Raw genomic sequence first — 20,309 nt, 5'->3', positions numbered from 1 at the left:
ATGGGTCAGAGGCCGATCAGGGTGGCGATCGCCTCCGCCCCGGCGGCGGGCGAGGCATCCCCGCGTCCGACCGCCGCCTCGGCCTCCGCCGTCTGGCGGCGCACCTCGGCCGAGCCGACGAGGCGCTGGTGCAGGCGCTCGTGCACGAGGGCCCACATCCACTTCACGTCCTGGGTCCGGCGCTTCGCGGCGATCTCGCCCGTGGCGGTGAGCTTGTTGCGGTGGTCGACGATCCGCTCCCACAGGCCGTCGAGGCCCTTGTTGTTCAGGCCCGAGATCGTGACCACCGGGGGCGTCCAGGTGGAGCTCGGTGCGGAGAGGATGTGCAGGGCGGCGCGATACTCCGAAGCGGCCGCGCTGGCCCGGCGCTCGCCCTCGCCGTCGTCGGCCTTGTTCACCGCGATCATGTCGGCGAGTTCGAGGATGCCCTTCTTGATGCCCTGGAGTTCGTCGCCGGCCCCCGGCAGCATCAGGACGAGGAAGAAGTCGGTCAGGTCCGCCACCGCCGTCTCGGATTGGCCGACGCCCACGGTCTCCACCAGGATGACGTCGAACCCCGCCGCCTCGCAGAGCAGCATGGTCTCGCGGGTCTTGGCCGCCACGCCGCCGAGAGTGCCGGAGGAGGGGGAGGGGCGGATGAAGGCGTTGGGGTCGAGGGCGAGGCGCGCCATCCGGGTCTTGTCGCCCAGGATGGAGCCGCCGGTGCGCGTGGAGGACGGGTCGACGGCCAGCACCGCCACCTTGAGCCCGGCCGCCGTCAGGTTGGCGCCGAGCGCGTCGATGGTGGTCGACTTGCCGACGCCGGGTACGCCGGTGATCCCGACGCGGATCGCCGTGCCGGTCTGCGGCAGCACCGCGTCGATGAGGCCGCGCGCCGCCGCCCGGTGGTCCGGCCGCTTCGATTCGGCCAGCGTGATCGCCCGCGCCAGGGCGGCCCGGTCTCCGGCGAGCAGCCGCTCGCGCAGGGCATCGATGTCGAGGGCGGGTGCGGGGGAGGCGGCCATGGTTGTCTTCTTTGCCGGTCCGGCCCGGTTTCGTCGAGGGGGGCGGTCCGGCGCGCGGGCGCTTCCGCCGCAAACCGGCGCGATCCGGAGGCGTGCCACCCTGTGGGGCGGGGGCCACAGGCCCGCCTCTGCCCGCAATCCACATCGCCACGGCCACGCCTCCGCCCCGCCATGGTCACGATCCTGATCGACAGGGTACTGACGCGTTGCGCCCGTCCCGGGGCCACCACGTTCAGGGCCGCCTTGCACGACATGATCCGAGCCATGATCCGACCCCAGCCTCCCACCCGTCGCGCGCTGCTGCGCTTCGCCGCCCTCTCGGGGGTGGCCGGCCTGACGCCCGGACTGGCCGGCTGCGTCGCCGACGGACTCGTCACCGATGCGGTGGGCGGCGGCGCGCCGGAGCGCCAGTCGGCCCTCGACGTCAGCCCGGTGCTGCTCGTGGCCACCACGCGCAAGCCCGTCGGCTCGCCCCCCAAGAGCCCCTACTTCACCTCCGAGCGCGGCCGCGGCCTCAGCTTCGCCGAGGTGCGCCTGTCGGCACCCGACCGCTCGCTGATCGGCAAGGTCTCCTCCGTGGTGACGGGCGACTGGGCCGTGACGGCGGTGCCGCAGGTCGAGACCGGCGCGGGGGCGGCCGCCGCCTTCGCCCAGGCGGCTTTGGGGCGCGACGTGCTGATCTACGTCCACGGCTACCGCGAGAGCTTCCAGTCGGCGGCCCTGAGTGCGGCCAAGCTCTCCGACGGCATCCGCTTCCGCGGGGCCTCGGCCCTGTTCACCTGGCCCTCGGCGGCCGCCACCTTCGATTACGGCTACGACCGCGAGAGCGCCCTGTGGTCGCGCGACGGCTTCGAGGACCTGCTGAAGGCGCTGGCGAACTCCCCCTCGGGCGGACGCATCAACATCGTCGCGCATTCCATGGGCACGCTGCTGACCCTGGAGACCCTGCGCATGTTGCGGGCCGAGGCCGGCGAGGCCGCCATGGCGCGCATCGGCGCGGTGGTGCTGGCCGCCCCCGACATCGACATCGACCTCTTCACCAGCGCGGTGGAGCGGATGGGACCGGACGTGCACAAGATCACCGTGATCTCGTCGACGAACGACCGTGCCCTCGAACTCTCCGGCGCCATCGCGGGCGGCATCGTGCGGGCCGGCGCGGCGGACCGCGAGCGCCTGGAAGCCCTGGGCGTCCGCGTGGCCGACGCCTCCGATTACGGCGGCGGCCTCATCAACCACGACCTGTTCCTGTCCAATCCCGACGTGCAGGGCGTGGTCAAGCGGGCCATCGCCCGGGCGAGCGGCGGCGCCTGAGGCCCGGCCACCCACCGCAAACCAACCCCCGGCCTTCCGGGCCTTGGCCTCCGCCCCGTTCGCCCCTACACGGACGGCGGCCCCGAGGCTGCAGACAACAAGGATTCGCGATGTTCACACTCGAGATCGATGGCGTGGCCATCGCGGTCATCAACGGCTCCGAGGAGGTCGCCAACGACCTCTTCACCTGCGATGGCTTCAAGGACGACATCCAGACCATGAAGAGCGACGGCAAGGTGCTGTGGAACGGCACCTCCCCGCTCAAGGTCCGGGCGGCCACCGAGGAGGAGATCGAGATCTTCGAGGACGCCCTCGCCGAGGACGATTCCGAGGAGGACGAGCCCTACGAGCCGGATGCCCGCCACGCCGAGGCCTCGAACGACGACGAGGCGGACGACGCGGACGAGGAGGATGCCGACATCGTGTTCCTGGTCGACATCGACGAGGACGGCGGCCTCGATTCCTGATCGCCGACCCAGCCGGTCGCCCCGTTGCGGGCGACCGGACAGGCACGCAGCTCAGGCGCGCCGCTGCCAGACCGGAAACGGATCGGGCAGTCCGCGATCGGGGGCGGCATCGAAGGCGCCCCGGTCCGGCCCCGTATCGATCGTGCAGGCATCAAGGGCGGCCCGGATGGCCGTCTCGTCCAGGCTCGTGCCGAGGAAGACCCGTTCCTGGCGCCGGTCCCCCCAGGTCTCGTTCCAGACCCCGTTGAGGCGCGCGCGGAACGGCCTGCCACCGGAAGCCCATGGCGGAGACCCGTGCCACGGCCCCGGCCAGGGAGAATCCGCCCACCCGGTCGGGTCGCGAGGTGAGCCGGAAAGGGCCCTCGGTGCGGATCAGCCCGGGCTAGGTCGCGCCCACGAAGGCGTTGAACCGGTTCGGATCGAACGGTTGCCGGGCAGACGGAGGTCGGAACGCGGCATCGCGGACCTTTTTTGATATGTTATAACATGGCAATTGCCAATGACCTCGGGGTTTGTCAACCGCGCGTCGTCTCCCGGGAATGCTGGAACGGACGCGACGCGACGGCCGGAGGGGACCGCCGGAGCAAGGCGGCCCCCCTTCGGGTCTGGCGAGTCTTCCCGGGGGAGAGGGTCCGGCGCGGGCTCAGTCGGTCGGGGGGAGTGCCGCGCGGCTGGGGATCGATCGCGGCGGGACCGGATCACCGGCCGCTTGGTCGGCACCGGCACGTGCAGGACGTGGGGCGGCTGTCTTGCCAGGACTCTGCGCCGGGGCCGCACCGGGGACGGCACCCTTCTCAGCCGATGCCTTCTGAGCCGATGCCTTCGGCACGAGCCCGGGTGGGACCGGAGCGGCCTCGACCGGCTTAGCGAGAGATGGCTTGGTGAGAGGCGACTTGGCGAGAGTAGGCTTGGCGAGAGTGGGTTTGGCGAGAGTTGGCGTGACGGGGGACGGCTTGTCGCCCGGGGCCCGGGCGGATGCGGACCCGGCGGTGGAAGCCTTGGTCGTCGCGGGCACGGTCACCGACGGCGGCGCGATGGTGCCCGTCGCCGCCACGTCCGGCATCGGCACCGCCGGGCTGTCGATGCCGTAGATGTCGTCGCGAAAATGGGCGCGGCCGTCCGGGGTTGCGTAGCCGGTAAGATACACGAAGGTCACCGGGATCTGCTTCGGCAGCTTGATGTCCAGACGCTCGTTCGTGGCGATGCTGGTCTCGATCTCGATCGGTCCCCAGGTCGAGCCGGTGCCGTTGGGACCCGGCGTGCCCTCGAGCAGCCAGCCGGCGAGTTCCTTCACCTGGGCGACCCGTACGCAGCCATGGGAATGGAACCGCACTTCGCGGGCGAACAGCGATTTCGACGGCGTATCGTGCATGTAGACCGCCTGCTTGTTCGGCATGTCGATGCGCACCTGGCCCAGGGAATTGTCCAGGCCGGAATCCTGCCGCAGGGTGTAGTTGGCCGCCTTCTCGCTCGACCAGTCGATGGCGGTGGGGTCGACCTCGACGCCGCCGGGACCGAGGATGCGGATGCGCTCCCGGGCGAGGTAGCCGGGATCCTTGCGCATCTTCGGAATGATCTCCTTCTTGATGATGGAGACCGGCAGGGTCCAGGTCGGATTGAGGTTGACGTCGGTGATGCGGGCTTCGATCCGCGGCGTCGCCTTGTCGGGCTTGCCGACCACCGCCACGTAGCGGCGCACCACGACCCCGTGGTCCACCGCCTCCACCGTGGCCGAGGGAATGTTCACCACCACGTAGCGATCGCCATAGGCGAAGTTCGAGCCGATCTGGCGCGCCGCGGAGGCGGCGAGCTGGCGCTGGCGGGTGGCCGCCGGCACGTTGAGCGCCGTCACCGTCTGGCGCCCGATCAACCCGGTCTCGGGCAGGCCGTGTCGGGCCTGGAATGCCTTCACGGCCGCCACCAGGGAGGCGTCGAGCTGGTCGTTCATCGGGGCATCGGGAGGCAGGTCGCCGACGAGCGCGAGGTGCTTGCGCAGGGCCGGAATGGCCGGATGGCTGGCGCCGGGCTTGACCACGAGATCGGCGGGCAGCGCGGTCCAGCCGCCGGCATCCACCATGGCCTGATAGCGGTCGGCCATCCGCAGGGTGTCGAGGAACGTCGCGGGACTGAGGGTCGGCACCGGGTCGGCGGAGACCCGGGCCACCACCAGAGGCGGCAGCTCGCGGGATTTCTTGGCCGGGACGGCTGGGGTGGCGCTGGCCTCGCCCGCGCTCGGGGCGATCGCCTGGACGGCGGGCGTCGCCGGAGCGGTGGTGGTGAGGCTCTCGACCTTCGGAGCCTTCGCGGGCGAGGGGGCTTCGGGTACGCCGGAGACCTGAGCCGTCGCGGCGCCGCCCAGCGCCCAGAGGAGGGCCAGGGGCGACAGGCCCGCGCGGAGGCGGTGCGGGCGGAGAACGACGGTCCTGTGGCGCGAAAGCATCGCGAACCTTTCGAGTGCAATGTCTCCCCGACCATGCGTGCAGAGGGTTACCAATCTCCTCTCGTGCCGTGACGGGGGCCGGCACCTGCCCTAACTCCCGCCCCGGAACGGCAGAGCAGGATACGGCAGAGCAGGAGCGGCCATGACCAACCATCCGGCAATTCAGGCGGGACGGACCGCCGTCGTCACCGGGGCGGCGAGCGGCATCGGGCTCGCGGCGGCTCGCCGTTTCGCCGCGGCGGGCATGCGGGTCTGGCTTGCCGACCTGCCGGGCGAGGCGCTGGACTCGGCCCGCGCCGAGGTCGCGCGCGACGGGACTGCGGCGTCCGTCCACGCGATGGCCACGGACGTGGCACGGCCCGAGGCCGTCGCGGCCCTGTGCGCGGCGGCCTGTGCGGAGGGCGCGCCGGCCGTGGTCATGCTGAATGCCGGGATCGAGGCGGGGGGACAGCTGTTCTCGACCCCCGAGACCTGGGCACGCATCCTCGACACCAATCTCTGGGGCGTTATCAACGGCATCCAGGCCTTCGCGCCGGCGATGATCGCCGGGGCCGAGCCCGGCGCCATCGTGGTCACGGGTTCGAAGCAGGGCATCACCACCCCGCCCGGCAATACGCCCTACAACGCCTCGAAGGCGGGGGTGAAGGTCGTCACCGAGGCCCTCGCCCACGACCTGCGCGACCGCGCGGGCGCCCGCGTCAGCGCGCACCTGCTGATTCCGGGCTTCGTCTATACGGGCCTCACCAAAGCGCGGGGGGTGGAAGAGAAGCCCGCGGGCGCCTGGACGCCGGAGGAGACCGTCGCCTTCATGCTGGAGCGGCTGGAGGCCGGCGACTTCTACATTCTCTGCCCGGACAACGAGACCACGCGGGCGCAGGACGAGCGCCGCATCGCCTGGGCGGCCGGCGACATCATCGAGAACCGTCCCGCCCTGTCGCGCTGGCACCCGGATCACGCTGAGGCGTTCCGGGCGTTCGCTACGGGGCGCTGACACGAGGGGTGTCTCGCAGGCGATTCGTCTGACTCCGAGAGGCGATCCGGGATCCGCGAAGGCGCGGGCGATCGATCTGACCCGGGAGCACGCCGTTCGGCCGCCGCGGATCCGCAGCCGAGACTGTCGTCCGGGGGGCCGAGGCGCTTGCGCGGAGTGGGCCGACGGACTGCCGAGCGGATAAGAATATATTTCTATTGTAGGCAAAATGAACGACCTCGGATGGCTTTCGCGCCAGGGGATGGCCATGCGTGAGAGTCTGCCGGCGACCACCGTGAATGCGCTTCGTTGGCCGTTGGCCGCTCGCGATGTCGAGGCGAAGCTCGTCCGTGCGCCTGGCGCTCAAGGTGTTCAACCCGTTCCAGCCGCGCGTCCCGGCCGGCACCCGTGAGGGCGAACGATGGTCCGGCGACAGCACCTCGGACGGGTCCGACGACGGTTCCTTGATTAGGCCTCTCGCGGGCCGGGAACGGGACCGGATCTCCGGAGCGGAGCTTGCCAAGGATCCCGACCTCAACCGCCATATCGTCGACAGGCATGTCGGGAAGACCGACGCTGAGATGATCAAGCGCGTCGCGGACAGTTACGGGCGGGAGCTGTTCGGTCTACGTCCGTCGACCTGACCGATGATGAGGGACGGATCCTTCGACGCGATCGCGTCTGCGAGACCCTGTATCCGGGAAAGTCCGGAGAAGAAGAAAGGCGCTGTTCAGCGAGTCGCGGAAGGGTCGGAGCCCGACGCCTGCCTGACGTCGCGCTTCGGCTATCCGACACGCAAGGATGGCTACAGGGCCTTCTCCAAGCTGATCCCTGATATGGCCGACCAGCATGGGCGAGGCGTTCTGCCCACAAGGGTCGGGCTCATACGCGATCTATGATGCTGTCGCGCGCAAGGTTGCGACGATCGAGAGTTCAAGGGGCGATTGTCCAGGGAACCGATCCCGCCGCCCCCGCCGCGGGGCCGACCCGCCTTGGCGAGGTTCCTGCAGGGGTATAATCCCGACGGTGATGAATCGGTCGGCTCGGGTGCCGGCACCGTCGACCCTCAGGAAACCGGGAGCCGCCTTTGGCCACCATTATCCCCGTCGCCTCCTTCGATTGCGTCGTCTTCGGCGCCACCGGCGACCTGACGACGCGCAAGCTGCTGCCGGCCCTGTTTTACCGCTTCGTGGACGGACAGATTCCGGGGACGAGCCGGATCATCGGCGCCTCGCGTTCGGAGATGAGCGCCGAGGCGTTCCGCGAGCGCGCCCGCGACGCCATCAAGCGCTTCGTTCCGGCCGGCGACATCACCGAGGACAAGCTTGCCGCCTTCCTCGACCACCTCGACTACGTCGCCGTCGACGGAGCCAGCGACGAGGGCTGGGAGGATCTGGTCGCCAAGCTCGCCGAGCGCCCCGACCAGGTGCGGCCCTACTACCTCGCCACCTCACCCGACCTCTACGGCTCGATCTGCCAGAATCTCGCCAAGCACGGCCTGATCGGCGAGAAGTCCCGCGTCGTGCTGGAGAAGCCCATCGGCAAGGACCTGAAATCGGCCCGCGCCATCAACGACGCGGTCGGCACGGTGTTTCCCGAGGAGCAGATCTTCCGCATCGACCACTATCTTGGCAAGGAGACGGTGCAGAACCTGCTCGCCCTGCGCTTTGCCAACACCATCTTCGAGCGGCTCTGGACGGCCGATGTCATCGACCACGTCCAGATCACGGTGGGCGAGACCGTCGGCGTCGAGGGCCGCGCAGGGTACTACGACACCTCGGGCGCCCTGCGCGACATGGTTCAGAACCATATGCTGCAGCTTCTCTGCCTGATGGCGATGGAGAGCCCGCTCTCCCTCGACGCCAATTCGGTGCGCGACGAGAAGCTGAAGGTCCTGCGGGCCCTGAAGCCCATCACGCCGCACGACGTGCAGAGCGTGACGGTGCGCGGCCAGTACGCGGCGGGCGCCGTCAACGGCAAGCCGGTGGACGGCTACCGCGCCGACCTCGGCGGGGACGTCGACAGCCGGACCGAGACCTTCGTCGCCCTGAAGCTCGAGGTGCAGTCCTGGCGCTGGGCCGGCGTGCCGTTCTACCTGCGCACCGGCAAGCGGCTGCCCCGGAAGCTTTCCGAGATCGTGGTGCAGTTCCGCGCCTCGCCGTTCTCGATCTTCCCGGCGGAATCCTTCGGGCGCGAGCCCAACCGCCTCGTCATCCGGCTCCAGCCGGAGGAGGGGATCAAGCTCGAGGTCATGACCAAGGATCCGGGTCCGGGCGGAATGCGGCTGCGGCCGACCAACCTCGACATCTCCTTCGAGGAGACCTTCAAGCAGCGCTACCCCGATGCCTACGAGCGCCTGCTCATGGACGTGGTGCGCGGCAACGCCACGCTGTTCATGCGCCGCGACGAGGTCGAGGTCGCCTGGGCCTGGGCCGATTCCCTCCTGAAGGCCTGGGCCGACCGGCCCGAGCCGCCGCGGCCCTACGCTGCCGGAAGCTGGGGCCCCACCGCCGGCATCGCGCTGATCGAGCGCGACGGCCGGACCTGGCACGAAGAGCTGCGCTGAGAGAAGCCCCCGCCGGATCGGGGTGGGGTGGTATTCGGTGGCCCCCAGGGACTCGAAGACACGCGACTCCGCCATCCCGGTGGCATCGCGTGGATTTCGCGGGCGGCCTCTGCGCGGAACCGGGCTATAGTTCCGCAATCCCTCGACAATTCTGAGTCGACGGATTACCAGAGGGAGTATTTTTCATTCCTCTTCCAGACGTCGTGGACCCATGAACAAGATCGAACCGGGCCTCGGCATCAACCGGCGCTATCTTCACGATGAAGTCGTCGACCGAATGCGCGACCTCATCCGCGCGGGTGAGCTGGAGCCACGGGCGCGGATCAACGAAAGCGAACTGACCGAGCGCTTCGGCATCTCGCGCACGCCCCTGCGCGAGGCGATCAAGATCCTCGCCACCGAGGGGCTGCTCGAGCTGCTGCCCAATCGCGGCGCCCGCGTCGCCAGCCTGTCGCAATCCGAGATCGAGGAGATGATCGAGGTCATCGCCGGCCTGGAGGCCACCGCCGCCGATCTCGCCTGCCGCATCATCACCGATGCGGAGATCGACGGCATCTCGCGCGATCACGAGGCCATGGTGGCGGCCTGGCGGGCCGGCGAGGAGGGGGTCTACTTCGCCCTCAACCGGGAAATCCACGAGGGCATCATGCGGGCCAGCCGCAACGCCACCCTCGGGGGCATCTACGACAGCCTCTCGGGCCGCATCCAGCGCTCACGCTACGCCGTACATCAGACGCCGGAGCAGTGGGCGCAGTCGGTGGCCGAGCACGAGCGGATGATCTCGCTCTTGCGCGCCCGCGACGGCGATGCGCTGGCCCTGCTCATGCGCGCCCACATCCGGGCCCGGACCCCGGTGATCGCCGAGAATTTCGGCGCCGCCCGGCGCGAGGCGGCCGGGTCGGTCGGCTAGCGCGGCTCGAGCCGCTCGCATCGGGGACGCCCCCCGCGGGCGGACGACCTTTGCCCCCCGGCGGGTCGCACGGAGCGCCGGCCCGCGGACGGGCGCTCCCTGACAGGTGGACCGGTTGCCCTCGAGGGTTTCCGGGTCCCGCCCGCGCAGGGTCCGGTCAGGCCGCCCGGACGGTGCCGAGGAAGCGTGCCAGTTCCTGTGCGAGATGCTCGGCTTCGTGCGAGAGCTCGGAGGCCGAGGCCAGGACCTGCGACGCGGCCGCCCCCGTTGCCTCGGCCGCTCCGGCGACCCCGGCGATGTTGGTCGTGACCTCGCCGGTGCCGGTGGCGGCCTCGCCGACGTTGCGCACGATCTCCTGGGTGGCCGCGCCCTGCTCCTCCACCGCCGCCGCGATCGAGGTGGCCACGTGGCTGATCTCGCGGATCCGACCGCTGATGCCCTCGATCGCGGTCACGGCCTGGCCGGTGGAACCCTGGATGCGGCCGATCTGGCCGCTGATTTCCTCGGTGGCCCGGGCGGTCTGGTTGGCCAGTTCCTTGACCTCGGCCGCCACCACGGCGAAGCCCCGGCCCGCTTCACCGGCGCGGGCCGCCTCGATGGTGGCATTCAGCGCCAGCAGGTTGGTCTGGCCCGCGATGGTCGAGATCATGGCGACGACGTCGCCGATCCGCGCGGCGGCGGCGCTGAGTTCCTGGACCTGCGACGCGGTCCGGGCGGCCTCGTCCACCGCCCGCTGGGCGAGTTCCGTGGAGCCGTCGACCTGGCGCCCGATCTCCTGGACCGAGGCCCCGAGTTCCTCGGCGGCGGCCGCCACCATGCCGACATTGGAGGCCGCCTGGTCCGCCGCCGCCGCGACCGTGCTGGATTGCTGGGCCGTCTCGGAGGCGGTGTTGGCCATGCTCTGGGCTGTGCCGCGCAGCTGGCCCGCCGCCGCAGTCACCCGGTCGAGGATGCCGCCGACGGCGCCCTCGAACCCGTCGGCCATCTCGCGCATCGCGGCCTTGCGCTGCGCTTCGGCACCGGCACGGGCGAGGCGGGTCTCGTCCTCGAGGGCGCGGCTGCGCAGGAGATTGGCCCGGAAGGTCTCGAGCGTGTCGGCCATGGCGCCGATCTCGTCCTGGCGGCCGACGCTCGGGATCTCGGTCTCGGCCTCGCCGTCCGCCACGCGCCGCATGGCCGCCGTCATCGCGCCCAGCGGCCGGGTGATGCCGCGGATCGTGTAGGCCATGGCGGCCAGCGCCATCAGGACGGAGAGCCCGAGCATGACCTGGGTGGTCCGCACGGCACTCGCCTGTTCCGCGCGCGCCGCCGCCTTGGCGGCCTCGCCGGCCTCGCCGTTGAGCGTCACGAGCTTGCGCATGCTGGCGCTGGTGGCGAGATAGTTGGCGTTCATCGGCCCCCGGAACAGGGCCAGGATCTCGTCGCGCCGGGTCGGATCGATAGCCTGGAGCTGGGTCCAGTCCTGGCCCATCTGGGCGAGCTTGGCGCTGACCTCGTCGTAGAGGATGCCCTCGGCGCGGGAACTCACCAGCGTCCGGTAGGCCGCGCGCCGGGTCTCCAGTTCCGTCGCCAGGGTCGCCGCCTGCGCGACGCTGTTGGTGCGCTCCTCGGCGGTGTCGGCGATGACGTAGCGGAACTGCCAGAGCCGGATCCGCATCACCAGGGCATTCATGGCATGGGCGGCATCGACGGAGGGGAGGGCGTTGTCGGATAGAACCGTGATGCGGTCGCCGATGGCATCCATCTTCGCCAGGGAGACGAGCCCCTGCCCGGTGGTGATGACCGCCAGTAGACCGAATAGGCCGATCAGGGTCGACTTGAGAGAGAGGCGCATGGGAAAAGCCGGTGACCGCTTGGCGAGAATGAGCAGGTCTCGATTAGCGGACCTCCCTTAAGATTGACTTGCTTTCCACCGGGCGACATCCGTCGGTTGTGTTGTCGCCCCGGGCTGAGATCGGGGCGACGTCCTCGCGGTTGGTCAGGCCGCGGCGTTGATCGAGCGCAGGCCGGCCACCAGATCCGAGAAGCGGTCGCCCTGGACGATGACGTGGGCCCGCAGCCGGTCGGAGGCCGCGGTCTCGTCGCCCGACACGATGGCGGCCACGATGGCCTCGTGCTCGGCCAGGGACTGGCCGAGGCGGTTGCGGGCGCGCAGTTGGAGCCGTCGGAAGGGCGCGAGCCGCCGGTGCAACTGGCGCGCCTGCTCCTCCAGGAAGCCGTTCCGGCAGGCCCGGTACACCACCGTGTGGAAGACGTAGTTCTCCGCGTAATAGGTCTCGGGGTCGCCGGCCGCGGCCGAGGCGGCGCAGGCCGCCAGGGCCGCCTTGAGCGCGGCCTCGTCGTCGGGGATGAGCCGGCGCGCCGCCAGCCGCCCGCAGGAGGCCTCGATCTCCGCCATGGTCTCGAACATGGCGATCAGGAGTTGCGGATCGGGGGCGCTGACGATGGCCCCACGCCGGGGCTTGATCTCCACGAGGCCCGTCATGGCGAGTTGCAGAAGTGCCTCGCGGATCGGCGTGCGCGAGACCCCGAAGCGCTCGGCGAGCTCCGTCTCGTCGAGGCGCGCGCCGATGGCGACGCGTCCGTCCACGATCTCGGTCTCGATGGTCTGCCTGAGGCGGCGCGATTGGTTCATGCGCTGAGATCCCGGCCCGTTTTAATCCCGCCGACTCGCGAAAATCAGGCGTCCACCATTATTCAATCGCGTTGACAAAATATACAAGGCGTCGTTTCATGTATAACGAAGATGCAGCGCAGTATAAATGCTGCGCTGCAAAACGAAGCGGCCGGGCACCGGCCCAGGGAGAGACACGCCATGATGCTGACACGCCGTGCCCTCGTCGCCGGCGGCCTCGCCGCCCCCGCCATCCTGTCCCTGGGCTCGCGGGCCCAGGCTGCCACCACCCTGAAGCTCTCGCACCAGTTCCCAGGCGGCACCATCGACGAGGGCGACTTCCGCGATCGCATGTGCCGCAAGTTCGCGATGGCCCTGGCCGAGCGCTCGAAGGGGGCCCTCGAGGTGCAGGTCTACCCGGGCTCGTCGCTGATGAAGACGAACGCTCAGTTCGCGGCCATGCGGAAGGGCGCCCTCGACCTGTCGCTCTATCCCTCGCCCTACGCGGGCGGCGAGGTGCCTGAGCTGAACATCGGCCTGATGCCGGCGCTGGTGAGCTCCTACGAGCAGGCCATCGCCTGGAAGAAGGCGCCGGTGGGTCGCAAACTCACCGAGATCCTCGACGCCAAGGGCATCATCCTCGTCTCCTGGGTCTGGCAGGCGGGCGGCGTCGCCAGCCGCGAGCGTCCCCTCTTCGCACCGTCGGATGCCAAGGGCCTCAAGGTCCGGGGCGGGTCCCGCGAGATGGACCTGATGATGAAGCAGGCCGGCGCCGCCACCCTGTCGATCCCCTCCAGCGAATCCTACGCCGCCATGCAGACCGGCGCGTGCGACGCGGTCATCACCTCCTCCACCAGCCTGATCTCGTTCCGCCTGGAGGAACTGGGCAAGGCCCTGACCTCGGGCCGCGAGCGCTCCTACTGGTTCATGCTCGAGCCGCTGATGATGTCCAAGCTCGCCTTCGAGCGCCTGCCCAAGGACCAGCAGGACCTGATCATGGCCATCGGCGCCGAGCTCGAGCCGTTCGGGCAGGCCGGGGCCAAGGCGGACGACACCAAGGTCGAGGAGATCTTCACCAAGGCCGGCGCGAAGGTCCAGAATCTCGACGAGAAGACCCTGGGCCAGTGGCGCGACATCGCCCGGGAGACCGCCTGGAAGGACTTCGCGGGCAAGTCGGCCGGCTGCGCCGAGCTCCTCAAGCTGGCGGAGCAGGTGTCGTGAGCCACGCCTTCGACGCGGCTTCGGCCGCCGCCGAGACGCACACCACGGCAGAGCCCCGGGTTCCGGGGCTCCTCGGCACCATCGACCGGGCCCTGAAGGGCGTCAATCACGTCATCATGCTGCTCGGTGGCATCGCCCTGGTCTGCGCCTGCCTGGTGCTCAGCTACAGCGTCGTCATCCGCTACGTCCTGCACGAGCCCACCGACTGGCAGGACGAGATGGCGGTGTTCCTGATCGTCGGCGCGACCTTCTTCTCGGCCGCCGCCGTGCAGGCCAAGCGCGGCCACGTGGCCATCGAGGCGCTGACGGGCCTGCTCTCGCCGCGGGTCAACCGCGCCCGCCTCCTGGTGGCGGACGTGATCAGCTTCATCTTCGTGGCGTTCTTCGCCTGGAAGAGCTGGACCCTGCTCCACGAGGCCTGGGTCGACGGACAGGTGTCGCAGTCGAGCTGGGGGCCGCCGCTCTGGATCCCCTACATCCTGATGGCGATCGGCATGACCCTGCTGGGCATCCAGTTCGCCCTGCAGATCGCCGAGGAGATCCTCTACGGCGCCGAGAAGGCCGGCTGGGCGAATCCCAAGATCGGCCTCGGTGCCGATCTCAACCGCGACACGCAGGGGCACCCCGGCGGTACCCCGACGGGCACGCGGCCCCTCGGCGATCCCCTCGCCAACACCGTGCCGGACACGAAGGTCACCGGGAGGCATCCATGAGCGTCGCGGCCATCGGCTTCCTCTATGCGGGGGCCACCCTGAGCGCGATGCTCGCCGGCATCCCCATCGCCTTCGCCCTGGGCTTCGTCGCCCTGGCCTTCATGTACGTCTTCATGCCGGGCGCCTCCCTCGATACGGTGGCGCAGAACGTCTACGAGGAGATGGCGTCGATCACCCTGCTGTCGATCCCGCTCTTCATCCTGAAGGGCGCGGCGATCGGGCGGTCCAAGGCCGGGCAGGACCTCTACTCGGCCATGCATGCCTGGATGCATCGCATCCCCGGCGGCCTCGGCATCGCCAACGTGTTCGCCTGCGCGCTCTTCGCCGCCATGGCGGGGTCGAGCCCGGCCACCTGCTCGGCCATCGGCTCGGCCGGCATCCCGGAGATGCGCAAGCGCGGCTACTCGCCGGGCTTCGCCGCCGGCATCATCGCCGCGGGCGGCACCCTCGGCATCCTGCTGCCGCCCTCGATCACCATGATCCTCTACGCGGTGGCGGCCGAGCAGTCGCTGGGACGCCTGTTCCTCGCCGGCATCGGACCGGGCCTCCTCCTCGTCGGCCTGTTCGCGACCTGGTCGGTCTACCGGTTCCGCGCGGAATACGCGGCCGCGAAGGTCGCCTACGAGCGGAACGGCACGGCTTCGCCGATCCTCGCGGAGGATACCTACAGCATGCGCCAGCGCTTCTCGACGCTGCCGCGGGTGCTGCCCTTCGTGATCCTGCTCACCGGCGTGATGGTGGCCCTCTACGGCGGCTACGCCACCCCGTCCGAGACGGCGGGCCTCGGCGGCCTCCTGGCCCTGGGCCTGATCGCCGTCATCTACGGCGTCTGGCGTCCGCGCGACGTGGGTCCGATCCTCACCGCGACCCTGCGGGAATCGACCATGCTGATGCTGATCATCGGCATGTCGCTCCTCTACGCCTACGTGATGAGCTACCTGCACATCTCGCAGTCGGCGGCGGCCGCGATCGTGGCGATGCAGCTCTCCCCCTGGGTGCTGCTGGTGACGATCCTCGGCCTCGTGATCCTGCTCGGCTTCTTCCTGCCGCCGGTCTCGATCATCCTGATGACGGCGCCGATCATCCTGCCGCCGCTCAAGGCCGCCGGGTTCGACCTCGTCTGGTTCGGCGTCGTGATGACCATCACCATGGAGATGGGCCTGATCCACCCGCCGGTGGGCCTCAACATCTTCGTCATCAAGAACATCGCGCCCGACATCCCGCTGAAGGACATCATCTGGGGCACGCTGCCCTTCGTGATCCTGATGGCGGTGGCGATCCTGATCCTCTGCCTCGTGCCCGGCATCGCCATGTGGCTGCCGAACTGGCTGCTGCCCACCACGCGGTGAACCGGGTCGTCGCCCGGGCGACGACCCTTACCTGACGAATCCGGCCCCGGGGGGGGGGCGCGCGACGGGCCCAGGCCGTCGTGCGCCCCCTCCGGGGCCGATCTCTTTTCGCGTATCCCGTCCCTGGATCATCGGATCCGAGGAAAATGCGCGCCTTTAATCCTTTGAACACGGGTTGTTAACGAAGCGGTAACCATACCGGGCATCAATGGTCTGGTAAGGAATCGCGAGAGCCCGTGACTGACACAAGCCCTCCCCGCAGACCCGTTCAGCTTCGTGGCCGCGCCTTCAAGTCCCTGGTGCTGGCCCCGGAGACCCCGCTTCCCGATTGGTTCGCCGATCTGGACGAAGCGCTCAAGCGCTCGCCGACCCTGTTCGACGGGCGCGCCCTGATCCTCGACGTGGCGGCGCTGGCGCCCGCCGCGCCGGACCTCGACACGCTGCTCGCCGAACTCGGCAGCCGGCAGATCCGCATCCTCGGCATCGAGGGCACGGACGTGTCGCTCCTCGGACCGGGGCGCCCGCCGCTCCTCGTCCAGGGACGGCCCTCGAACATGATCGAGATCCCGGCCCAGCCGGAGCCGGAGCCCGAGGTGCCGCCGGCACCCCTCGAGCCGGCCACGACGTCCCTCACCATCGAGGGCTCGGTCCGGTCCGGGCAATCCATCGTCCACCCCACCGGCGACGTCACCGTCATGGGGTCGGTCTCCTCCGGCGCGGAGATCCTCGCCGGCGGCTCCATCCACGTCTACGGCGCGCTGCGCGGCCGGGCCATCGCCGGCGCCGCCCGCAACCCCCGCGCCCGCATCTGCTGCCGCAAGTTCGAGCCCGAGCTTCTCGGTATCGACCGCCTCGTCCGCACGGCCGAGGAGATGGGCAACCACCTGCGCGGCAAGGCCGTGCAAATCTGGCTCGATGGCGGCGCCATCAAATTCGCATCCTTGGATTGAGGAGACAGCTCATATGGCCAAAATTCTGGTCGTGACATCAGGCAAGGGCGGCGTCGGCAAGACGACGACGACGGCGGCCCTCGGCGCGGCGCTCGCGCAGGCCGGCAAGAGCGTGGCGGTGGTCGACTTCGACGTCGGCCTGCGCAACCTCGATCTCGTGATGGGCGCCGAGCGGCGCGTCGTCTACGACCTCATCAACGTGGTCAACGGCGACGCCAAGCTCAACCAGGCCCTCATCCGCGACAAGCGCCTGGACAAGCTCCACCTGCTGCCCGCCTCGCAGACCCGCGACAAGGATGCGCTCACCGACGAGGGCGTCGCCCGCGTCATGGACGAGCTGCGTGAGAAGTTCGACTGGGTGATCTGCGACTCGCCGGCCGGCATCGAGCGCGGCGCCACGCTGGCCATGCGCCACGCCGACGTCGCCGTGGTGGTGACGAACCCCGAGGTTTCCTCGGTGCGCGACTCCGACCGCATCATCGGCCTGCTCGACTCCAAGACGCTGAAGGCCGAGCGCGGCGAGACGATGGACAAGCACCTGATCCTCACCCGCTACGACCCTGCCCGGGCCGATCGCGGCGACATGCTCAAGATCGAGGACGTGCTCGAGATCCTCTCGATCCCGCTGCTCGCCATCATCCCGGAGAGCATGGAAGTCCTGCGCGCCTCGAACGTCGGTTGCCCGGTGACCCTGAACAACCCGCTCTGCGCCCCGGCCCGCGCCTACACCGACGCCGTGCGCCGCCTCAACGGCGATGCGGTCCCGATGTCGGTCCCCACCGACAAGAAGTCCTTCCTCGACAAACTCTTCACCCGGAGGGCAGCATGAGCCTCCTCAACATGTTCAACCGGCGCGGTTCGGCGCCGGTCGCCCGGGACCGCCTGCAACTCATCCTCGCCCATGAACGGGCGGGGGTCGGCGGCTCCGATCTCGTGATGGTGCTGCGCGAGGAGATCCTCGCGGTCATCGCCAAGCACGTCGAGGTGAACAGCGACAAGGTGCAGATCCGCCTCGACCGCGGACAGGACATGTCGACCCTCGACATCGACATCGAGCTGCCGCTCACGGCCGTCACCAAGGCCGGTCCCGCGAAGGTCAAGGCGGCGAAGCTCGCCGCCGCATGAGCCTCCGCGCCCCCGTCCTGGCCGGCATCGCCGTCAGGCCCCGATGAACAACCCGGCGAGCGTCGCGCTCGTCAGGTTGGACAGGGTGCCGGCCAGGATCGCGCGCAGGCCGAACCGGGCGATCTCCGCCCTGCGCTCCGGCGCGAGGCTGGCGAGACTCGCGAGCTGGATCGCCACCGAGGTCAGGTTGGCGAAGCCGCAGAGGGCGAAGCACAGGATCGCGGCCGTCCGCGGATCGAGGGTACCGCCCTTCAGGACCGGCGAGAGCTGCGCGTAGGCCAGGAACTCGTTGAAGGCGATCTTCTGACCCAAGGCCCCGCCGACGAGGCCGGCCTGGTCCCAGGGCACGCCCATCAGCCAGGCCAGGGGCGCGAACACCGTGCCGAGGATGCCCTCCAGGCTCAGGGCGGGATAGCCCGCGAGGCCACCGGCCCAGCCCATGAACCCGTTCAGCAGGGCGATCAGTCCCGTGAACGCGATCAGCATCGCCCCCACCGAGACCGCCACGGCGAGCCCCTTCTGGGTGCCGTCGGCCGCCGCCTCGATGACGTTGACCGCCCGCGTCTCCGCGAAGGTGACCCGCGTGGAGGTGATCCGGCTCGGCTCCGTCGTCGGCACCAGGATCTTGGCGTAGAGGAGCCCGCCCGGCACCGCCATGGCGCTGGCGGCCAGGAGGTACTCCATCGGCACCCCCAGCGCCGCGTAGCCGGCGAGGATCGTGCCCGCCGTGGAGGCGGCCCCGCTCGACATCACGGCGAACAGTTCGGCCGAGGTCAGCGCCACCAGGAACGGGCGCAGCGCGATGGCGATCTCGCTCTGGCCGATGGCGATGGTGATCACCGCCGAGAAGGTCTCGATCCGCGAGGTGCCGATCACCCGCTGCAGCACCGCGCCGATGCCGCGCGCGGCGGCCTGCATCACGCCGAAATGGTAGAGCACCGCGATCAGCGCCGAGACGTAGAGGATCTGCGGCAGGATGCGCAGGGCCAGGATGAAGCCGCTGCCGCCGAACAGTTCGAACATCCGCGGCTCCACGAGGCCGCCGAACAGGAAGGCGGTGCCCCGGTCGCCGTAGTCCAGCACGGTCTGGACGAAGGACGCCGCCGCCGCGAGGCCCGTCCGGCCCGCCGGAATGAACAGCACCAGGGCTCCCAGCGCCAGCTGCAGCGCCAGGGCCGAGAGCACCACCCGGGGCGAAATCGCCCGGCGGTTGGTGGAGAACAGCACGGCGACGGCCAGCAGCAGGGCGAGGCTCGCGCCCGCGTGAAGAAGCTTCTCGACCATGCCGCCCCGCTGTTCTGCCCTGCGCCGAGCAAGCCCGATGCCGCGGCGTTTGTCGCGGGCGATATCACGTTGTCGACCGGCGCCGGGGGGGAAGCATCGCGGGCGACGGCGTGCCTCTCCGCGCGGTGCCTCTCCGCGCGCCCGTCGACGGGGAGACCAGGATGGGGCCATGGTCCGAGCCGCGGTCCCGACCCGGTTGCCCACGACCGTCACGACACTGTCGCCCACACTTGCGATCCAGCGCCGCGACCGTCGGCGGTTTGCCGGCAACAGGGCCGCCCGCATGCCGCGTCTCCTCTCCGATACCGCCGCCCTGCCGTGTCTGCTCTTCGCGATGGTGTTCGACGCCGCGGGGCGTGGGCGCCTCTGGGAGGGCGGCGAGTTGCCGGAGCCCGTCGCGGAGGGGTTCCTGTGGCTGCATCTCGACCTCGTCGATGCGCGCCTCGACGGACTGATCGCCGCCGGGCGCTTCGGACCGCCGGCGCTCGCCGTCGCCACCTTCGCCCGTGACGGTCACCAGCGCGTGGTGATCGAGGGCACCGATCTCGGCCTCGTGATCGCCGACCGGGCACGCGAGTTCGACGGCCGGATCGCGGATGAGCCGGCCGGACGCCTCCACTGCGTCCTCGGTGCGCAGCGCCTCGTGAGCGGGCGCCGGCACGCCACCGCCGCCGCCGAGGCCGCCCGCGACGCGGTGCTGGCCGGGCGCCGGGTGACGACGCCGGCGGGTCTCCTCGAGATCTTCGTCGCGGGCGTCGCCGCCTCCCTCGACGCCTCCGCGCGGCGCTTCTCCGATGCCCTCGACGCCATCGAGGACCGCATGCTCGACGAGGATCAGCCCGACGATCCCCGGCCCCTGGCGCCGATCCGCCGGCAGACCGTGCGCCAGCACCGCCAGCTGGCGGGCCTGAGCGCGGTCTTCCACCGCCTCGAAGCCGAGACCGAGGAGGCGGACGACGCCCTGCCCGATGCGGTGAAGCGCATGGCTGCCCGGGTGGTCCAGCGCCTCGACTCGCTCCACCGCGACATGCTGGTCCTGTCCGAGCGCAGCCGCCTGCTGCAGGATGAGATCGCCGGGCGCACGGCGGCCGAGACCAACCGCCAGCTCTTCACCCTGTCGATCCTCACCGCGCTGTTCCTGCCGCCGACCCTGGTGACCGGCGTCTTCGGCATGAACACCAAGGGGCTGTTCCTGGGGGAGTTCGAGGACGGCTCGCTCCTCGCCCTGCTCATCTGCGCGGTCGCCGCCCTGGCGGTCTACGGCGTGATCCGCCGACTCGGGCTCGTCAAACGGCGCGGCTGATCGTAAGCCGGCTCTCTGTCGCAGCGCGGGGAGCCTGAAAACACCGCGACCGCCGCAAGATCGTCATCGAAGCGTCACGTCC

General features: G+C 70.2%; 18 protein-coding genes and 1 pseudogene. 13 read left to right on the top strand and 6 right to left on the bottom strand.

The window, feature by feature from the left end; genetic code table 11:
- Positions 1-5: 5 nt before the first annotated feature.
- Complete coding sequence (gene meaB, locus AC0IY1_RS18320) at positions 6-1,004, bottom strand: methylmalonyl Co-A mutase-associated GTPase MeaB (protein WP_471771393.1); 999 nt, start codon at positions 1,002-1,004, stop codon at positions 6-8.
- A 264-nt stretch (positions 1,005-1,268) separates the two neighbouring features.
- Here meaB and AC0IY1_RS18315 point away from each other — a divergent pair, with 264 nt between their 5' ends.
- Both AC0IY1_RS18315 and AC0IY1_RS18310 read left to right on the top strand, forming a co-directional pair.
- The gene (locus AC0IY1_RS18315) at positions 1,269-2,315 is read left to right on the top strand and encodes an alpha/beta hydrolase (protein WP_181017371.1); all 1,047 of its coding nucleotides are present in this window, start codon (positions 1,269-1,271) and stop codon (positions 2,313-2,315) included.
- A 110-nt stretch (positions 2,316-2,425) separates the two neighbouring features.
- Entirely contained in the window at positions 2,426-2,782 is a 357-nt protein-coding gene (locus AC0IY1_RS18310) for a hypothetical protein (protein ID WP_055945889.1), read from the top strand.
- A 51-nt stretch (positions 2,783-2,833) separates the two neighbouring features.
- Here the strand turns inward: AC0IY1_RS18310 and AC0IY1_RS18305 are convergent.
- Positions 2,834-2,989: pseudogene (locus tag AC0IY1_RS18305) on the bottom strand (GTP-binding protein); the annotation flags it as partial.
- A 436-nt stretch (positions 2,990-3,425) separates the two neighbouring features.
- Complete coding sequence (locus tag AC0IY1_RS18300; protein ID WP_471771390.1) at positions 3,426-5,222, bottom strand: L,D-transpeptidase family protein; 1,797 nt, start codon at positions 5,220-5,222, stop codon at positions 3,426-3,428.
- Between the two features lie 142 nt (positions 5,223-5,364).
- Here AC0IY1_RS18300 and AC0IY1_RS18295 point away from each other — a divergent pair, with 142 nt between their 5' ends.
- The 4 genes from AC0IY1_RS18295 to AC0IY1_RS18280 all read left to right on the top strand — a co-directional run bounded on the left by AC0IY1_RS18295 (position 5,365) and on the right by AC0IY1_RS18280 (position 9,668).
- Positions 5,365-6,213 (top strand): SDR family NAD(P)-dependent oxidoreductase, encoded by an 849-nt coding sequence (locus tag AC0IY1_RS18295; RefSeq protein ID WP_471771388.1) that lies wholly within the window; start codon positions 5,365-5,367, stop codon positions 6,211-6,213.
- Between the two features lie 329 nt (positions 6,214-6,542).
- A complete protein-coding gene (locus AC0IY1_RS18290) occupies positions 6,543-6,836 on the top strand; it encodes a hypothetical protein (RefSeq protein ID WP_471771386.1) in 294 nt (97 codons plus the stop codon).
- A gap of 443 nt (positions 6,837-7,279) precedes the next feature.
- Positions 7,280-8,758, top strand: a complete 1,479-nt coding sequence (gene zwf / locus AC0IY1_RS18285; protein WP_471771383.1) for a glucose-6-phosphate dehydrogenase — start codon at positions 7,280-7,282, stop codon at positions 8,756-8,758.
- Positions 8,759-8,969: 211 nt separating this feature from the next.
- Positions 8,970-9,668 (top strand): GntR family transcriptional regulator, encoded by a 699-nt coding sequence (locus tag AC0IY1_RS18280; RefSeq protein ID WP_055945875.1) that lies wholly within the window; start codon positions 8,970-8,972, stop codon positions 9,666-9,668.
- Positions 9,669-9,825: 157 nt separating this feature from the next.
- Here AC0IY1_RS18280 and AC0IY1_RS18275 read toward each other — a convergent pair whose 3' ends face one another.
- The gene (locus AC0IY1_RS18275; RefSeq protein WP_471771381.1) at positions 9,826-11,502 is read right to left on the bottom strand and encodes a methyl-accepting chemotaxis protein; all 1,677 of its coding nucleotides are present in this window, start codon (positions 11,500-11,502) and stop codon (positions 9,826-9,828) included.
- Positions 11,503-11,646: 144 nt separating this feature from the next.
- The gene (locus AC0IY1_RS18270) at positions 11,647-12,303 is read right to left on the bottom strand and encodes a GntR family transcriptional regulator (protein WP_055945870.1); all 657 of its coding nucleotides are present in this window, start codon (positions 12,301-12,303) and stop codon (positions 11,647-11,649) included.
- Between the two features lie 180 nt (positions 12,304-12,483).
- Here AC0IY1_RS18270 and dctP point away from each other — a divergent pair, with 180 nt between their 5' ends.
- The 6 genes from dctP to minE all read left to right on the top strand — a co-directional run bounded on the left by dctP (position 12,484) and on the right by minE (position 17,640).
- Entirely contained in the window at positions 12,484-13,503 is a 1,020-nt protein-coding gene (dctP, locus tag AC0IY1_RS18265) for a TRAP transporter substrate-binding protein DctP (protein ID WP_055945867.1), read from the top strand.
- Entirely contained in the window at positions 13,500-14,216 is a 717-nt protein-coding gene (locus tag AC0IY1_RS18260) for a TRAP transporter small permease (protein WP_055945865.1), read from the top strand. Before dctP ends, AC0IY1_RS18260 begins: the two co-directional genes overlap by 4 nt.
- Positions 14,213-15,565, top strand: coding sequence for a TRAP transporter large permease (locus AC0IY1_RS18255; RefSeq protein ID WP_055945862.1), 1,353 nt, complete (start codon positions 14,213-14,215; stop codon positions 15,563-15,565). The genes AC0IY1_RS18260 and AC0IY1_RS18255 overlap by 4 nt, the downstream gene beginning before the upstream one ends.
- Positions 15,566-15,801: 236 nt before the next feature.
- The gene (gene minC / locus AC0IY1_RS18250) at positions 15,802-16,515 is read left to right on the top strand and encodes a septum site-determining protein MinC (RefSeq protein ID WP_471771378.1); all 714 of its coding nucleotides are present in this window, start codon (positions 15,802-15,804) and stop codon (positions 16,513-16,515) included.
- Between the two features lie 13 nt (positions 16,516-16,528).
- Positions 16,529-17,344, top strand: a complete 816-nt coding sequence (gene minD, locus AC0IY1_RS18245; RefSeq protein WP_055945856.1) for a septum site-determining protein MinD — start codon at positions 16,529-16,531, stop codon at positions 17,342-17,344.
- Positions 17,341-17,640 carry a cell division topological specificity factor MinE gene (gene minE, locus AC0IY1_RS18240; protein WP_055945853.1) on the top strand — a complete coding sequence of 100 codons (300 nt, stop codon included), beginning with the start codon at positions 17,341-17,343 and terminating at the stop codon, positions 17,638-17,640. Before minD ends, minE begins: the two co-directional genes overlap by 4 nt.
- 33 nt (positions 17,641-17,673) lie before the next feature.
- Here the strand turns inward: minE and AC0IY1_RS18235 are convergent, their stop codons facing one another.
- The gene (locus AC0IY1_RS18235) at positions 17,674-18,924 is read right to left on the bottom strand and encodes a NupC/NupG family nucleoside CNT transporter (protein ID WP_471771375.1); all 1,251 of its coding nucleotides are present in this window, start codon (positions 18,922-18,924) and stop codon (positions 17,674-17,676) included.
- A gap of 169 nt (positions 18,925-19,093) precedes the next feature.
- On the opposite strand from AC0IY1_RS18235, the gene AC0IY1_RS18230 reads away from it, so the two are divergent.
- A complete protein-coding gene (locus AC0IY1_RS18230) occupies positions 19,094-20,227 on the top strand; it encodes a CorA family divalent cation transporter (protein ID WP_471771373.1) in 1,134 nt (377 codons plus the stop codon).
- The last annotated feature ends 82 nt before the right edge of the window (positions 20,228-20,309 follow it).

Source organism: Methylobacterium sp. AC690 (genome assembly GCF_979256535.1).
Note: the sequence above shows the minus strand (reverse complement) of the source record. Positions and strands in the feature narration are given on the sequence as shown.

Bases quoted from the DNA above. Each gene is read 5' to 3' on its own strand.
- AC0IY1_RS18230 (WP_471771373.1), top strand. From the start codon at position 19,094: ATGGTCCGAGCCGCGGTCCCGACCCGGTTGCCCACGACCGTCACGACA.
- AC0IY1_RS18275 (WP_471771381.1), bottom strand. From the start codon at position 11,502: ATGCGCCTCTCTCTCAAGTCGACCCTGATCGGCCTATTCGGTCTACTG.
- dctP (WP_055945867.1), top strand. From the start codon at position 12,484: ATGATGCTGACACGCCGTGCCCTCGTCGCCGGCGGCCTCGCCGCCCCC.
- minD (WP_055945856.1), top strand. From the start codon at position 16,529: ATGGCCAAAATTCTGGTCGTGACATCAGGCAAGGGCGGCGTCGGCAAG.
- minE (WP_055945853.1), top strand. From the start codon at position 17,341: ATGAGCCTCCTCAACATGTTCAACCGGCGCGGTTCGGCGCCGGTCGCC.
- AC0IY1_RS18310 (WP_055945889.1), top strand. From the start codon at position 2,426: ATGTTCACACTCGAGATCGATGGCGTGGCCATCGCGGTCATCAACGGC.
- AC0IY1_RS18255 (WP_055945862.1), top strand. From the start codon at position 14,213: ATGAGCGTCGCGGCCATCGGCTTCCTCTATGCGGGGGCCACCCTGAGC.
- meaB (WP_471771393.1), bottom strand. From the start codon at position 1,004: ATGGCCGCCTCCCCCGCACCCGCCCTCGACATCGATGCCCTGCGCGAG.
- AC0IY1_RS18295 (WP_471771388.1), top strand. From the start codon at position 5,365: ATGACCAACCATCCGGCAATTCAGGCGGGACGGACCGCCGTCGTCACC.
- AC0IY1_RS18235 (WP_471771375.1), bottom strand. From the start codon at position 18,924: ATGGTCGAGAAGCTTCTTCACGCGGGCGCGAGCCTCGCCCTGCTGCTG.
- AC0IY1_RS18270 (WP_055945870.1), bottom strand. From the start codon at position 12,303: ATGAACCAATCGCGCCGCCTCAGGCAGACCATCGAGACCGAGATCGTG.
- AC0IY1_RS18280 (WP_055945875.1), top strand. From the start codon at position 8,970: ATGAACAAGATCGAACCGGGCCTCGGCATCAACCGGCGCTATCTTCAC.
- AC0IY1_RS18315 (WP_181017371.1), top strand. From the start codon at position 1,269: ATGATCCGACCCCAGCCTCCCACCCGTCGCGCGCTGCTGCGCTTCGCC.
- AC0IY1_RS18300 (WP_471771390.1), bottom strand. From the start codon at position 5,222: ATGCTTTCGCGCCACAGGACCGTCGTTCTCCGCCCGCACCGCCTCCGC.